This is a genomic window from Flavobacterium sp. CECT 9288 (assembly GCF_918731615.1).
GTDB lineage: Bacteria > Bacteroidota > Bacteroidia > Flavobacteriales > Flavobacteriaceae > Flavobacterium.
This window is the reverse complement of the sequence record NZ_OU957226.1, coordinates 3,362,389-3,377,172: the sequence shown is the minus strand read 5'-3', so window position 1 is coordinate 3,377,172 and position 14,784 is coordinate 3,362,389. Positions and strand designations below refer to the sequence as shown.

Annotated in this window: 12 protein-coding genes and 1 pseudogene; 10 read left to right on the top strand and 3 right to left on the bottom strand. The window is 32.2% G+C overall.

Annotated features, from left to right (window positions below; translation table 11 throughout):
- Positions 1-14 precede the first annotated feature (14 nt).
- Positions 15-1,715, top strand: coding sequence for a S8 family serine peptidase (locus LQ189_RS14950; protein ID WP_230158283.1), 1,701 nt, complete (start codon positions 15-17; stop codon positions 1,713-1,715).
- A 140-nt stretch (positions 1,716-1,855) separates the two neighbouring features.
- On the opposite strand, the gene LQ189_RS14945 is transcribed toward LQ189_RS14950, so the two are convergent.
- Entirely contained in the window at positions 1,856-2,923 is a 1,068-nt protein-coding gene (locus LQ189_RS14945) for an SDR family oxidoreductase (protein ID WP_230158282.1), read from the bottom strand.
- A 93-nt stretch (positions 2,924-3,016) separates the two neighbouring features.
- A complete protein-coding gene (locus LQ189_RS14940; protein WP_230158281.1) occupies positions 3,017-3,580 on the bottom strand; it encodes a Crp/Fnr family transcriptional regulator in 564 nt (187 codons plus the stop codon).
- A gap of 364 nt (positions 3,581-3,944) precedes the next feature.
- Here LQ189_RS14940 and LQ189_RS14935 point away from each other — a divergent pair, with 364 nt between their 5' ends.
- The 9 genes and pseudogenes from LQ189_RS14935 to LQ189_RS14895 all read left to right on the top strand — a co-directional run bounded on the left by LQ189_RS14935 (position 3,945) and on the right by LQ189_RS14895 (position 14,043).
- Positions 3,945-4,388, top strand: a complete 444-nt coding sequence (locus LQ189_RS14935) for a GNAT family N-acetyltransferase (protein WP_230158280.1) — start codon at positions 3,945-3,947, stop codon at positions 4,386-4,388.
- Positions 4,389-4,399: 11 nt separating this feature from the next.
- Positions 4,400-4,828, top strand: a complete 429-nt coding sequence (locus LQ189_RS14930) for a hypothetical protein (RefSeq protein ID WP_230158279.1) — start codon at positions 4,400-4,402, stop codon at positions 4,826-4,828.
- Between the two features lie 129 nt (positions 4,829-4,957).
- A pseudogene (locus tag LQ189_RS14925) lies at positions 4,958-6,423 on the top strand (lipopolysaccharide biosynthesis protein).
- A gap of 219 nt (positions 6,424-6,642) precedes the next feature.
- Positions 6,643-7,077 carry a dUTP diphosphatase gene (dut, locus tag LQ189_RS14920; protein ID WP_230158278.1) on the top strand — a complete coding sequence of 145 codons (435 nt, stop codon included), beginning with the start codon at positions 6,643-6,645 and terminating at the stop codon, positions 7,075-7,077.
- Between the two features lie 95 nt (positions 7,078-7,172).
- On the top strand, positions 7,173-8,183 hold the full coding sequence (locus LQ189_RS14915) for a sugar phosphate nucleotidyltransferase (protein WP_230158277.1): 1,011 nt from the start codon (positions 7,173-7,175) through the stop codon (positions 8,181-8,183).
- 1,778 nt (positions 8,184-9,961) lie between these two features.
- Positions 9,962-11,311, top strand: a complete 1,350-nt coding sequence (locus tag LQ189_RS14910) for a lipopolysaccharide assembly protein LapB (protein ID WP_230158276.1) — start codon at positions 9,962-9,964, stop codon at positions 11,309-11,311.
- The gene (locus LQ189_RS14905; RefSeq protein ID WP_230158275.1) at positions 11,311-12,096 is read left to right on the top strand and encodes a DUF4292 domain-containing protein; all 786 of its coding nucleotides are present in this window, start codon (positions 11,311-11,313) and stop codon (positions 12,094-12,096) included. Before LQ189_RS14910 ends, LQ189_RS14905 begins: the two co-directional genes overlap by 1 nt.
- A 60-nt stretch (positions 12,097-12,156) precedes the next feature.
- Entirely contained in the window at positions 12,157-13,374 is a 1,218-nt protein-coding gene (locus tag LQ189_RS14900; RefSeq protein WP_230158273.1) for a murein hydrolase activator EnvC, read from the top strand.
- A 249-nt stretch (positions 13,375-13,623) separates the two neighbouring features.
- Positions 13,624-14,043: a DUF2452 domain-containing protein gene (locus LQ189_RS14895; RefSeq protein WP_158728946.1), complete on the top strand. Its 420-nt coding sequence runs from the start codon at positions 13,624-13,626 to the stop codon at positions 14,041-14,043.
- Between the two features lie 140 nt (positions 14,044-14,183).
- On the opposite strand, the gene LQ189_RS14890 is transcribed toward LQ189_RS14895, so the two are convergent.
- Positions 14,184-14,735: a DinB family protein gene (locus tag LQ189_RS14890; protein ID WP_230158271.1), complete on the bottom strand. Its 552-nt coding sequence runs from the start codon at positions 14,733-14,735 to the stop codon at positions 14,184-14,186.
- Positions 14,736-14,784: the final 49 nt, after the last annotated feature.

The following is a 14,784-nucleotide window of genomic DNA, read 5'->3' as shown; positions in this document are numbered from 1 at the left end:
AAATTACCTTAACTATGAAATCATTGCCGCTTTTTTATTTTACTTGTTTTGTTTTTATTGCAAATTTTGTAAGCTGTTTTTCTCAAGAGAACGCCACAAGGGATCATTCAATCACTACAACGAAGGATAGTTTATTAAATAATTGGTTTCAGAAAGATTACTTGCAAGACGGTATACCTGGAATTTCTCTAAATAAATGGTATGGTCAAAATACCACAAAGCAAAAAAAGAAGGATATAATTGTAGCCGTTATTGATACTCAAATCGATTTAAAACACGAAGATTTATTGGGTCAAATTTGGACTAATACAAAAGAAATAAATAATAATGGTATTGACGATGACAATAACGGTTATGTTGACGATGTAAACGGTTGGAATTTTGCTGGTACTAAAAGTGGTGGCTACATAGTTTGGGGGAATTTTGAATTTGTAAGAATCATAAGAGAATGGAATTCTAGATTTAAAGATAAAAAGGAGAATCAGATAGCATCAAATGAACTTTATGATTATAGAGAATATCAGAGAGCATTGCAATTATTTGAGACTCGGAATGCTGATTATAAAAACTGGTTAGAAAATCAAAAATATAGTATTTTAACTTATCCAATAGCTAGAGATAGTTTAAAGCATTATTTTCCGAAAGAGGACTATACTTATAAGCAATTAGATAGTCTTTACAATAAATATAAAATAAATGATAAAACATATAGACAAAGAAGAGAGGACAAGGACTATGATATAGGAGCAATGGTTGGTTTTTTGAAGCGAAAATTTGATTTAAACGAAAATACTTTAGAAGATATTATAGAGACTAAAATACAGGTAGATTCGATAGTTAACAAAAATTTGAACTTAAATTTTAATGAACGTGAAGCTCTAGGGGACAATGCTTATGATCTACAAAAAGGTTATGGTAATAATTTAGTTAGTAACAACAAAGTTGGTCATAGAAAAATTCAAGATCATTGCACAAAGGTTTCAGGAATTATAGCAGCAAATAGAAATAATGATTTTGGAATTAATGGAATTTCAGAAATGGTAAAGATAATGCCTTTAAATATTTCTTACTCTGGCGATGAACACGATAAGGATATTGCAATGGCAATTTATTATGCGGTTGATAATGGAGCGAAAGTCATCAACATGTCTTTTGGAAAAGAATTTTCTTTGCATAAAAAATGGGTAATAGACGCTTATAAATATGCCGAAAAGCATGATGTTTTGCTGGTTCATGCTGCAGGGAACAATAGTTTTAATGTTGATGAAAATCCATATTATCCTAGTGATGTTGATTATGAAAACCCAGATGAAGTTGTAGAAAATTTTATAACAGTGGGTTCAATATCTCAAAAAATAGATAGTAATTTTGTGTCTGAATTCTCTAATTATGGCAAAAAAAATGTGGATTTATTTGCTCCTGGAGATAAAATTTATACAACAACTGCAGGAAATAGTTATGTGTATGATTCAGGAACTTCACTTGCTACACCTATGGTTTCTGGAACAGCGGCTTTGATTTGGTCGTATTTTCCTAAACTTACAGCTAAGGAAGTGAAACAAATTATTCTGGAATCCGGAACTGCTTACGAAATTGAAGTTTTGATCCCTGGTGGTGAGGGTAAAAAAGCTAAATTTTCTGAACTCTCTAAATCAGGGAAAGTATTAAATATCTATAACGCGATGCAACTCGCAGAAAAAGTGAGTAAAAAATAAAGAATTTATAACTCCTGTCTATTTTATTTGACTTTTTTCCAAAAAAATACCCCCAAATAGTGTCTAGCTTTTTGGAGGGAGTTAATGTACTCTTTCAAATCCCTTTTTTAGATTAGAAGTGTAAAATCGGTATCTACAAACTAAGGTATCAAACGTTCCGAACGAAGTTTTGCAAAAAGTTCATAGAAGCAATCTTCGGTATTTTTAAAAACGAGAAAACCTAGTTTTCTACTTTTAGACATATCTGTATTTACTTCTATAGGTCGTCCTAAGTCAAGATCAGTATGCCAAGGCGAAGCAAGTTGGTTAAGATCCATTGCTTTAAGCCCATTATCAGTAGCGATTTTTTTCCAAACTTCGCTATCTTGTTGCATTTGTTGTTCCAGAGGATGCATAGTTCCATCATATCCTTTTACTTCGAGTCCAAATGAATCTCCTATTTTTTTCCAAAGCCATTTCCATCGAAAAAAGTCGCCATTGACTACATTGAAAGCTTCGTTAAATGCCTGCTCAGTTGTAGAAGCCCAAATTAAATGTGCTGCTAATACTTCAGCATCGGTTACATCTGAAAGTCCGTTCCATTGTGCCTCTGAACCTGGCCATTGAAATGGTTTGCCAATTGCTTTGCAAATACTAGCATAGACAGCAAGTGTTGTACCCAAGTTCATTAGGTTTCCTACTGCTTTTCCAATTACTGTATGCGGACGGTGAATGCTCCACGTAAATCCATCTCGAGCAGCAGCAGCATAGACTTCATCTTCTTGTGCGTAATAAAAATTATCGATGTCTAAACGCGGTTGTTCTTCCCTAAACGGAGTTTCGGGCAAAAAACCTTCTTTGGCGTAAGCCTCAAATGGCCCCAGATAATGTTTGAGTCCTGTTACTAAAGCTACGTGTTGCACTGATTTTTTAGAAGATAAAACATCTAATAAATTCCGAATCATTAAGCTGTTTACTCGTATATTTTCGAGTTCAGAATCTTGACGCATCCAGGTTGTAATGTATATGTGTGTAGGCGTTATATCTTGCAAAGCTAGTTTTAAACTGTCAAGATCCAATAGATTTGCAACTACGGGTTGCAATCCAGTAATGTCTTTGCTTGGGTTGCGGGCTAATCCATACGTTGTCCAACCTTTGTTTATTAGTTGCTGAGAGAGTGCGCTTCCCGTTATTCCGGTTGCTCCTACTACAAGTGCTATATTTTTCATATTCGTATTTTTAAATTTGTAGGTACAAAATTCAGCAATACAGTTAGGAAAGCAAAGGATCTATATCACATAAAACAAGTGACATAGATCACATTAATGTGAGAGTCTGCTTAAGGTTTCGCGAGAAATTCCGAGGTAGGAGGCTACTAAAGTTTTAGAAAGACGCTGAATCAAGTTTGGATATAATTGAATAAATTGGGTATAGCGCTCCTCTGAATTTTTGCTCATTAATGAAAGAACTCTATTTTGAAGGGCAATAGAACCTGCCGTCATTTTTTGTAAAAAAAAGAATTCGATTTTCGGTAGCTCGATACATAATTTAGTTCTGTTTTCAAGCGAAATGTAATATGTTTGAGCATCCTCTAAACAATCAATATTTAACGTAGCATTTTGTTCGTTATAAAAACCTTGATTATCCGTGATCCACCAATCTTCCATTGCAAATTGTAAAATATGACTTTTGCCTGATTTGTCTAAATAAAATGATCTGAGCAATCCTTTTACAACAAAATGAACGTAAGGAACCGAGTTTCCTTGTTGCAGAATATATTGGTGTTTTTTGTACTTTCCTATTGAAAAATAAGAAAGTACCACTTGAAACTCAGCATCCGTTAATGGTACAATTTTATCGATTTGATTTTTTAAAATTTCTTGCATCTGGATGTTTCTTACTGTTTAGGTAAAAATACACTTAAAATAGTTTATTTAAATAGCAGCAGCGAAACATAGCACAAATATTAGGAAATAAAGTCTGCTATTTTTACTAAACAAGGTTTTGATTTACAAGTAGCAGTTTTTTAATTTTAATTAATAATTTATTCAATCATTACGGTAAAATTTACTTTATGATAATTAAAATTTTTACAATAAATGCAAGCTATAAGCTGTTATTTCAAGAGATACGCTATAGATATCACTTATTTATTTTAAAATTTTTAACGTTGATTTTTTAAATATTCGTCCCATCATCACTTTTAATCTCATTCCTTTTTCTCTAATTTTACATTTTTGAAAAGCAAATATGAAATTAGAACTTAAAGAACTGACTACTAAACAGGAAATGCTAGCTAACATTGATGTGATGCGTTTTTTGTACCCAACATTTACCCTAGAAAAATACGATGCGTATCTCACCGAGATGATTCCGCACAACTACAGGCAAATAGCAGTCTATGAAGATGGTGTTTGTGTGGGAACTTCGGGATTGTGGTCTGGGACAAAATTGTGGTCTGGTAAATATTTAGAAATTGACAATTTTATTGTACATCCAGATCATCGTTCAAAAGGAATAGGTAAAATAATGACTGATTATGTAGATGCAGTAGCCAGAGAAACAGGCTGTAACATGATTGTACTTGATGCATTTACGGGTAATTTTACAGCACATCGGTTTTATTACAATCAAGGATACGCGCCTAAAGGCTTTCATTTTTTAAAAATTATTAACGAAGATGGTTTAAGCTAAAACGCATTGGTATGAAAACAAGCTTTGTAAATATCCTATTTATAATGTTCGTATGTAGTTTTATCTCTTGTGGAACAAATCCAGATTTTCAATCGCACTTTCCTCAACAAATAAGGAAAACATTTGTCCAAAAAAACACTTTTTTTATAGAGTTTGATCAACCATTGTCAGCAAACTTACAACTCATTTCAGTTCATTATAACAAGCAACACGCAGCTTTGCAAAGTGCTTCACAGTTATCGTTCACAGGAATCTTGAAAGCTACTGCAGCACCCACTGATTTTATTTTGGACGTAGATCCAGCCAAAGAATATGGCAATAAAGCACCCGCAATACACCAACCCCAATTTAAGCTAGAACCTAACCAAGCCGTTTTAGAATATAAATTAAATCACAAAACGTATTTTTACAAAATACAAAATGTGGTGATCCAGCAATAGCTTAAATAAGAACCGTTTTAGAAATGCTATACATCAAGCGGGTGGTAGACCAAAACAAAACCCTACCGCAAGCAATTTCAGCAAAGAATTTCTTATTTTTGTCGCTTTAATTTTAATACACATACCATTTTGGGATTATATAAAAGTCTTTTTAAACAAACAGCTATTTACGGTCTAGCCACGGTTATTCCCAGGATGTTTAGTTTTTTTTTAGTACCCTTGTACACAAAATACCTACCTGTAGAAGAGTTTGGTAAAGTGTCTATGATTTTTGCTTGGCTTATTATTTTTAATGTTGTTTTGTCCTATGGTATGGAAACCGCTTTTTTAGGTTTTACAATAAAGAGAATGATAAAAAATCAGTTTTAGAAACTGCCTCAGTATCTATCTTTTGGACCTCCTTATCTTTTTTATTTTTAGCGCTACTGTTTCGCAATAAATTAGCCCTTTGGTCAAATATAGATGTTCAATACATCACCTATACTATTTGGGTTCTTGTACTAGATGCGCTAGTAATCATTCCCTTTTCTAAGTTAAGAGTACAACAAAAACCGTTGCAGTACGCCGTTATAAAAATAGGAAACGTTACAGTGTATCTTTTGCTCAATTTGTTCTTCTTGATTTATTTGCCTTACTTGGCAGAGTCAAATCCAGGTCATTTTTTTAGTACATTATACCAAGAAGAGTATCAAATAGGCTATATTTTTGTGTCAAATATTGTAGCAAGTTTGCTCACATTTGTGGTATTGTCACCTGATTATTTAAAACTAAAATGGCATTTTGATTACCAGCTTTGGAAACGCATGATGCAATACGGAATGCCTATTATGGTAGCCGGACTCGCATTTGCCATCAACGATCAGTTTGACAAAATTTTATTGGGAGAACTATTGCCAGCAAACATTGCCGATGCAGAAGTAGGAGTATATTCCGCTTGTTATAAACTCGGTTTGTTTATGGTCTTGTACCGTACTGCCTACACTTTAGGTATCGAACCTTTCTTTTTTAGCCATTCTGATAGTAAAGATGCACCACAAACCTATGCCACAATAACCAAATATTTTGTCATTTTTGGGTCGTTCATATTACTCTCCGTTATCGTTTTTGCCGATGTTTTAAAACTAATTATGATTCAGGACGAGTCTTATTGGGAAGCCATGAAAGTAGTGCCCTTAATTATTTTGGCTAATTTTTTCTTAGGCATTTACACCAACCTTTCCGTATGGTACAAACTCATTGATAAAACGTATGTAGGCGCTTACATCTCAATCGTAGGAGCCATCATCACACTAGCGCTCAATTGCCTGCTAATCCCAACCATGAGTTATTACGGATCGGCCATAGCCACCATAGCCGCTTATGGTAGCATGATGACCATCTCTTACTATTTCGGAAACAAATATTACCCCATACCGTATGACAGCCGTAAAATTTTTATGTATCTCATAATTTCAATCGGATTTTCAGCGATTTCATTTTACGGATTCCGGGAGAATTATTTCGTAGGAATCCCGTTATTGCTGGTGTTCCTTTATTTTATATACCACAACGAAAAAGAATTATTAACCCAAATACTTAAACGTAAAGCCAAGTAGTATCAAATTTTCTAGGAGCTTATCGCGCCCTTCGTTTCAAGCTTTTTCCTAAAATTGTTTTTTTCTACGGCTCAAAAGGAGCTTCTTGCAGTCGCTCTTTTCACCCTCGAAAAAAATACAATTTTATAAAAAAAGGCTTTCCACTTCGGTCACGGCTAAAAAAGCGTACTTCCTAAAAAAGACAATCTGATCCTGAAAACTAGCTCAAACAAATACATTATGAATATCAACATCATCAACAAATCACAACACGACTTGCCTAGCTATGAAACCATCGCCTCGGCAGGAATGGATTTACGAGCCAATATAACCGACCCAATTACCTTAAAGCCACTAGAACGAACCATCGTAAAAACAGGTCTTTTTATAGAACTACCTATTGGTTACGAAGCACAAGTAAGACCACGTAGCGGACTAGCCGCAAAAAATGGCGTAACCGTACTAAACGCACCCGGAACTGTAGATGCGGATTATCGTGGAGAAATTGGAGTAATTTTAGTAAATTTATCCAATGAAGATTTTACCATTCAAAACGGGGAACGCATAGCGCAATTAGTTATCGCAAAGCACGAACGCGCCGAGTGGACTGTAGTTCAGGAACTGACAGAAACTTCAAGAGGTGAAGGCGGTTTTGGTAGTACGGGAGTAAAATAAAGCCCCCTTACCCCCGAAGGGGGAATTGATAATTACAAATAGAAACAATATAAATTTAAATCCTACTCACCCCTAGTAGTAGTTAGGGGGTTCATATGAAAATAATCGTTCCTATGGCGGGTCGTGGATCACGCCTTCGCCCACATACATTAACCATTCCTAAACCATTAATTCCTGTTGCGGGCAAACCTATCGTACATCGATTAGTTGAAGATATCGCAGGAGTTTTAAATCAAGATATTGACGAAGTAGCTTTTATCATTCATGAAAGTTTTGGTCAAAAAGTGGAAGAAGAACTTTTGGCCATAGCCCAAAAACTAGGTGCCAAAGGAACCATTTATTACCAAAACGAAGCCTTAGGAACTGGTCACGCCATTATGTGTGCTAAAGACTCCTTGAGCGGACCAGCGGTAATTGCTTATGCAGATACTTTAATTCGTGCCGATTTTGACTTAGACAAAGAGGCTGATAGTGTAATTTGGGTAAAACAAGTAGATCAACCAGAAGCTTTTGGTGTGGTAAAATTAAATGCCAACAATGAAATCGTTGAGTTGGTTGAAAAACCATCCACTTTTGTTTCAGACTTAGCGGTTATCGGGATTTACTATTTCAAAGATATCGCAGTACTTAAAAACGAATTGCAGTTGGTACTGGATAATAATATCATACACGGAGGCGAATACCAAATCAACGACGGAATCAAACAAATGATGGCCAAAGGCATGAAATTTGTCCCTGGTAAAGTTGAGGAGTGGATGGATTGCGGTAACAAAAACGTGACTGTAGAAACCAATTCTAGAATGTTAGGATTTTTACATAATGATGGTGAATCCTTAGTTGATGAAAGTGTAAAACTAGAAAACGCAACTATTATACCACCATGTTATATTGGTAAAAACGTTGTGTTAGTTAATGCTACTGTTGGTCCAAATGTTTCTCTTGGTGACGGTTGTCATGTGGTAAATAGTACGGTAAAAAACAGTTTAGTACAAACGCATTCGCATATCAAAAATGCAGTTTTAGACAATGCCATGATTGGGAATCATGCTAGTTTTGACGGGAATTTTACCAGCATCAGTATTGGGGATTACTCCGTTTTAGAGTAAAAAAGTTCAATTCATTGTAGATGGTAAGAATAAAAAATGTCCTTTTTTTCAACATATAAGTCATGTAAGCTTTAGTTTCAATTGTGATAGCCTAATATGACTTATATGTTTCAAAAGAACTCGTAAAACAGTTTTTTTAACCGTTAAGAGATATAATAAAATTAAGCTTTTTGAGAATAAATTTCGGAAATCTTAAATGACCTTATGTGTCTTATATGGTTATAAGAATAATTAGCTAAAGATGTTTACTATTTTTGAAGTATAAATTTTAGAAAACTTAAATGCCTTATATGTTTCACAAGAACTCTTAAAACAGTTTTTTAAACCATTAAGAGATTTTAGAAAATTAAGTTTTTTCATAAATTATAAGCTTTATGAGAATAAATTTTAAATAACTTATATGACCTTATGTGTCTTATATGGTTATAAAAATAATTAGCTAAAGATGTTTACTATTTTTGAAGTATAAATTTTAGAAAACTTAAATGCCTTATATGTTTCACAAGAACTCTTAAAACAGTTTTTTAAACCATTAAGAGATTTTAGAAAATTAAGTTTTTTCATAAATTATAAGCTTTATGAGAATAAATTTTAAATAACTTATATGACCTTATGTGTCTTATATGGTTATAAGAATAATTAGCTAAAGATGTTTACTATTTTTGAAGTATAAATTTTAGAAAACTTAAATGCCTTATATGTTTCACAAGAACTCTTAAAACAGTTTTTTAAACCATTAAGAGATTTTAGAAAATTAAGTTTTTTCATAAATTATAAGCTTTATGAGAATAAATTTTAAATAACTTATATGACCTTATGTGTCTTATATGGTTATAAAAATAATTAGCTAAAGATGTTTACTATTTTTGAAATATAAATTTTAGAAAACTTAAATGCCTTATATGTTTCACAAGAACTCTTAAAACAGTTTTTTAAACCATTAAGAGATTTTAGAAAATTAAGTTTTTTCATAAATTATAAGCTTTATGAGAATAAATTTTAAATAACTTATATGACCTTATGTGTCTTATATGGTTATAAAAATAATTAGCTAAAGATGTTTACTATTTTTGAAGTATAAATTTTAGAAAACTTAAATGCCTTATATGTTTCACAAGAACTCTTAAAACAGTTTTTTAAACCATTAAGAGATTTTAGAAAATTAAGTTTTTTCATAAATTATAAGCTTTATGAGAATAAATTTTAAATAACTTATATGACCTTATGTGTCTTATATGGTTATAAAAATAATTAGCTAAAGATGTTTACTATTTTTGAAGTATAAATTTTAGAAAACTTAAATGCCTTATATGTTTCACAAGAACTCTTAAAACAGTTTTTTAAACCATTAAGAGATTTTAGAAAATTAAGTTTTTTCATAAATTATAAGCTTTATGAGAATAAATTTTAAATAACTTATATGACCTTATGTGTCTTATATGGTTATAAAAATAATTAGCTAAAGATGTTTACTATTTTTGAAGTATAAATTTTAGAAAACTTAAATGCCTTATATGTTTCACAAGAACTCTTAAAACAGTTTTTTAAACCATTAAGAGATTTTAGAAAATTAAGTTTTTTCATTAATTATAAGCTTTATGAGAATAAATTTTAAATAACTTATATGACCTTATGTGTCTTATATGGTTATAAAAATAATTAGCTAAAGATGTTTGCAAACCTTTAGAAAACTTAGATGTTAAAATAAATATACGGCAAGGATATTAGTATTTGTAATTGGTGTTAAACAACAAAGATTCAGTATTAAAAAAAACAGCATGAAAAAGAGCGCTTTTTTATTTTTATTATTGGTTTTGCAATGCAATTCAGCTTTGCTATGCGCACAAACAGAACCCGAAGAAATCAAGCTTGATACAGATCAATTTCAAGAACTTTTTTATGAATCTTTGCTTCAAAAAGGGATTGAGAATTATGACAAAGCTATCGTTGCTTTAGAAAAAGCTGATAAATTTAAACCTAATGATGCAACCGTTTATTTTGAGCTGGGCAAAAATTATTTAGCCTTAAAAGACTATCAAAGTGCCTATACCTCATTTGAAACGGCTACCAAGCTTGATCCTAAAAACAGATGGTATTGGATAGGGATGTATGATGTAAGTTATGAAACTAAAAACTTTACTCAAGGCATAACAATAATTAATAAATTGATAGAATTTGACCCTAAATATAAAGAAGATTTAACGTCACTTTATATGGGTACCAATCAATTTGAAAAAGCATTGGCACTGATTCAAGAACTTAATGAAACAGTAGGAAAAACAGATAGAAGAGAATTGTACAAAAGCCAGATCTTGGCACAAGGAAAATATCAAAATCTAGAAATTAATAATCTAGAAGAACAAATTGTCAAATATCCGCAGCAGGAATCAAATTATATTAGCCTAATCTTTTTGTATACCAAGAACAATGAAGATGCAAAAGCATTTGAAATTGTAAAAAAGTTAGAAAAAGCAATTCCAAATTCAGAGTGGGCTCAAGTCAGTTTGTTTAAAACATACCTTGACGGCAATGATGCTCAAAAAGCCATTAAGGCAATGAATGTGGTTCTAGCAAGTTCTAAAATTGACTCAAAAATCAAGCATAGAATCTTAAATGAATTTTTAATTTTCACACAAGAAAATCCACAGTACGCTCCTGATTTAGAAAAAGCAGTCGCCACGTTTAATAATGATACGAGTGTGGATGTAAACAAAGAAATTGGTAAATTTTTTCAAAACAAAAAGCAGTGGGATAAGGCGGTATTGTATTATGAAAAATCAGCTCAAAGAGGATTGGGTGATGTCCTTGAGACTAATTTACTTTTGTTTCAGTCGTACGTGGAGCAGAAAAATTTTAGTAGCCTTGCACCTAAAGCCGAATCTTTGATAGAAACCTATCCGTCACAAGCACAATTTTATTTTTACGCCGGCTTAGCATACAACCAGTTGAAACAATTCAAGAAAGCAAAGGACTATTTAGAAATGGGCATGGATTATGTAGTAGAAAATAAGGAATTAGAAATTAACTTTAATTTACAACTAGGTGAGGCCTTTAATGGTCTGGGTGATTTTAAGAAAAAGGATTTATTTTTCTCAAAAGCCAATCAATTACTAAAAGAAAAAAAATAATGAAAAAAGGAATATATTTGGTTTTACTGGCGCTTGTAATGGTTTCTTGTAAATCAAAGGCCGTTGCAGTAGCCACAGTAAAGGAGCCGCTTGCTGAGACAAATGTAATGACGGCCAAAAAAATTATTGAAAACCATTACAACAACAAAACCGATTTTTCAACCCTGTACATCAAGTCTAGTGCTAGGTATAGTGACGACAAACAAACTCAAAATGTAACTGCCGAAATTAGAATTAAGAAAGACGAGCAAATTTTAGTAAGCATTCGTTTTTTAGGAATCACTATGGCCAAAGCCTTGATAACTCCTACTACAGTCAGTTATTATGAGAAAATAAACAACAGTTATTTTGAAGGTGATTTTAGCAGCTTAAGCCAATGGTTAGGAACTGATTTAGATTATTCTAAAATTCAAAACCTGTTATTAGGTCAGGCGCTTGATGACTTGAGAAAAGGCAAATACACTGAAACAATTTTGGATCAAAGCTATAGATTAGATGCTGTAACAAATGAAAACACACAAAAATCATTTTTCTTAGACAGCAATCAGTTTTTAATTCAAAAACAAGAAATTACGCAACCTAAAGAAGAGCGTATGATAAAAGTAGCCTATTTAGGAAACAAAGAGTATGACAATATGAAACTGCCTACAGCCTTACTGATCAATACTTTTCAGAAAAAAGGAAGTACAGAAATCAATTTAGAATACAATTCGGTTTCCTTTAATGAGGAACTTTCTTTTCCATATAGTGTACCAAATGGGTACAAAAGAATTTTAATTAAGTAAATTAGCAAAAATATTTTTTATCTCATGCCAAAATATATCCTAAGCCTAATTTGTATTTGTATGTCTTCATTGTTGTGGAGTCAAGAATCACAGCAAGAAAAATTAGAACAACGCAAAGCTCAAATTCAAAAAGAAATAAAAGAAAACGAAAAGTTATTACAAACCGTAAAGAAAAAAGAAAAATCTGCGGTAAATGTAGTAGTGATTCAGAGTACGAAAATTAAGCTCAAGGAGAAACTAATTAATACCACCGAAAAGCAAACTAAATTGCTTAAAAATGACATGTATATTAATCAAGTTCAGATTAATAAGCTTAAAAAAGAACTTAAAATCCTAAAAGAGGATTACGCTAAAATGATTGTCAAATCCTACAAAAGTCGTTCTTCTGAAAGCAGAGCCATGTTTTTACTATCATCTGAAAATTTTCTTCAAGCGTATAAAAGAGCGCAATATATGAAGCAGTATACAGGCTATAGAAAAATGCAAGGGGAAGAAATAAAAACAAAAACCGATAAACTAGCAGACTACAATCAGAAATTAGACATTCAAAAAACGGCCAAACAAAAGTTGATTGCCGAGAATGAAAAGGAACGTTTGTCTCTTGAAAAAGAAAAGCAAGAGCAACTCAAGTTATTGAATTCTATTAAAAAAGACAAAAATAAGATTGCCCAAGAAATAAAAAAACGTCAACAAGAGTACAGAACTATTGACAGGCAAATCAATAGGTTAATTAGAGAAGCCATTGCCGAGGCCAACAGAAAAGCAGCCCTAGAAAAAGCAAAAGCTAATCCTAGTGCTCCAGTATCTAAAGCGGCTGTATCATCATCAAAAATTGAGTTGACCCCAGAGGCCAAATTAATTGCTGATAATTTTAGGTCCAATAGAGGGAGACTTCCTTATCCTGTTGAGAAAGGGTTCATATCACTAGGATATGGAAATCAAACGCATCCTATGTTCAATACCATAACGATTCACAATAGCGGAGTTGAAATTACAACTGATAAAGGAGCAAATGCGAGAGCTGTTTTTGGTGGAGAAGTAACAAGTGTTATTGTAATATCTCCAGTTAATAAAGCTGTTATGATACAACACGGAGATTATTTTACGGTGTACCAAAATTTAAGTTCCGTTTCTGTGAGTAAAGGGGATAAAGTAAGTATCAAGCAAAGCATAGGTAGGGTACGTACTAATGGGGAAACGGGAAAAACCATAATTAAATTCTTAATCCTTCAGAACACAACTTATAATAATCCTGAAGGTTGGCTTTCAGCAAGATAAATTATTTTTTAAATTTTATAGAAAACACTATTGAAATCCTAGGAATTTAATAGTGTTTTTTTGTTACCGTTAATTGCTCGTAACTATTTTTGGTAAGTTTGAATTTTGCATGGTAGGTTTGTGATTTTTGTTTAACTTTGTACAGAAAATATTAAACAAACAAAGGTGTTGAAATTTATTTTGGTACCCCAAATAATAAGACACAACCTTCAATAATAGTAATTTGAAGAGTTGAAAAGTATAAAAAACATGGAAAATAAGAAACCAGATAACGTTGTTTACAATCAAGAAAAAGGATTCAATGCTAATGTATTGCCGTATGCTACAAATGTAGGTGCGCCAGCAATACGTGTGGATGATGTAGTTTCCTGGAAAAGTAGAGGTATTGATAATGTAAACAAAGAGCTCGGTAATAAGTTTAACGAACTCAAATTACAGTATGAAAAGTTAATGCAAGAGTATGAGTGGAATGAATTGGTGTATAGTGCTAAATTTTCCTTTGAACCTGTGATAGGTGAAATTTATCATTTATACAGAGATGCCGAAGGAGTGAATTTCCTGTCCTTAATAGGTCCTAATGAGTGGAACAAAGAGCACATAGGTAGTTTTAAGCTCAATAGCGACAAGAAATGGATTGTGTTGCATGATGCAAGCTCTAGTTTGTTTTAATGCTGTAGGGTTATCGTTTTGGGGTTTTGACTTAGGGTGGAAAATCAAAGTACAAAAGGGGATTTAATACTAAAGTTTAAATGAAAAACTCCTGTTGAATTTTATGCCTCAGCCAGCCTAAAGAATAACATTTTTGGCTGTTATATATTTTTCATTGTTTGGTGTATTCTGTCAATTTGGTTTAAATGTCTAATGACATGATTAATAAAAAACTGAAAAGTGTCACCCAATTTTAGTCTGATTAAACCTGAAATTGAAGTCTGAATTTTAATTTTGTTTAAACTCACATTTCTTGATTGATTTAGTAAGTCCAAAAAATTGATTTGCTGATTTATAAATTCGTCAATTACCGTTTTGTCAAGGTTTGCATTTAATGGATTTTTGTCCTTAAATGTTTTCATTTTATTCAATTTTTCTTTTGGCAACATACTTTTCGAAAAGTAGTTTCCTAAAATTCCACTGCTAAATTCAATATCAGCTTTAGTGGTTGAATTTTCTATTTTACTTTGTATTTGAGGAAGATAAAAGTCTCCATATAAGTTCAAATGTTCTAAACACTCCAAAATGCTCCACGAAATTTCATTTTCTTTCCATGTTAATGTATTCAAATCAGAGGATTTGAGTTCTTCTGCATGGTTTATAATTTGTCTCGTCTGTTCTTGAAGTGTTTGTATTAATTTCTCTGATTGCATAATTTTAAATTTTATGCAAAGTTTTAAAATGTATTAACCATAAATCTTG

Bases quoted from the DNA above. Each gene is read 5' to 3' on its own strand.
- LQ189_RS14950 (WP_230158283.1), top strand. From the start codon at position 15: ATGAAATCATTGCCGCTTTTTTATTTTACTTGTTTTGTTTTTATTGCA.
- LQ189_RS14945 (WP_230158282.1), bottom strand. From the start codon at position 2,923: ATGAAAAATATAGCACTTGTAGTAGGAGCAACCGGAATAACGGGAAGC.
- LQ189_RS14940 (WP_230158281.1), bottom strand. From the start codon at position 3,580: ATGCAAGAAATTTTAAAAAATCAAATCGATAAAATTGTACCATTAACG.
- LQ189_RS14935 (WP_230158280.1), top strand. From the start codon at position 3,945: ATGAAATTAGAACTTAAAGAACTGACTACTAAACAGGAAATGCTAGCT.
- LQ189_RS14930 (WP_230158279.1), top strand. From the start codon at position 4,400: ATGAAAACAAGCTTTGTAAATATCCTATTTATAATGTTCGTATGTAGT.
- dut (WP_230158278.1), top strand. From the start codon at position 6,643: ATGAATATCAACATCATCAACAAATCACAACACGACTTGCCTAGCTAT.
- LQ189_RS14915 (WP_230158277.1), top strand. From the start codon at position 7,173: ATGAAAATAATCGTTCCTATGGCGGGTCGTGGATCACGCCTTCGCCCA.
- LQ189_RS14910 (WP_230158276.1), top strand. From the start codon at position 9,962: ATGAAAAAGAGCGCTTTTTTATTTTTATTATTGGTTTTGCAATGCAAT.
- LQ189_RS14905 (WP_230158275.1), top strand. From the start codon at position 11,311: ATGAAAAAAGGAATATATTTGGTTTTACTGGCGCTTGTAATGGTTTCT.
- LQ189_RS14900 (WP_230158273.1), top strand. From the start codon at position 12,157: ATGTCTTCATTGTTGTGGAGTCAAGAATCACAGCAAGAAAAATTAGAA.
- LQ189_RS14895 (WP_158728946.1), top strand. From the start codon at position 13,624: ATGGAAAATAAGAAACCAGATAACGTTGTTTACAATCAAGAAAAAGGA.
- LQ189_RS14890 (WP_230158271.1), bottom strand. From the start codon at position 14,735: ATGCAATCAGAGAAATTAATACAAACACTTCAAGAACAGACGAGACAA.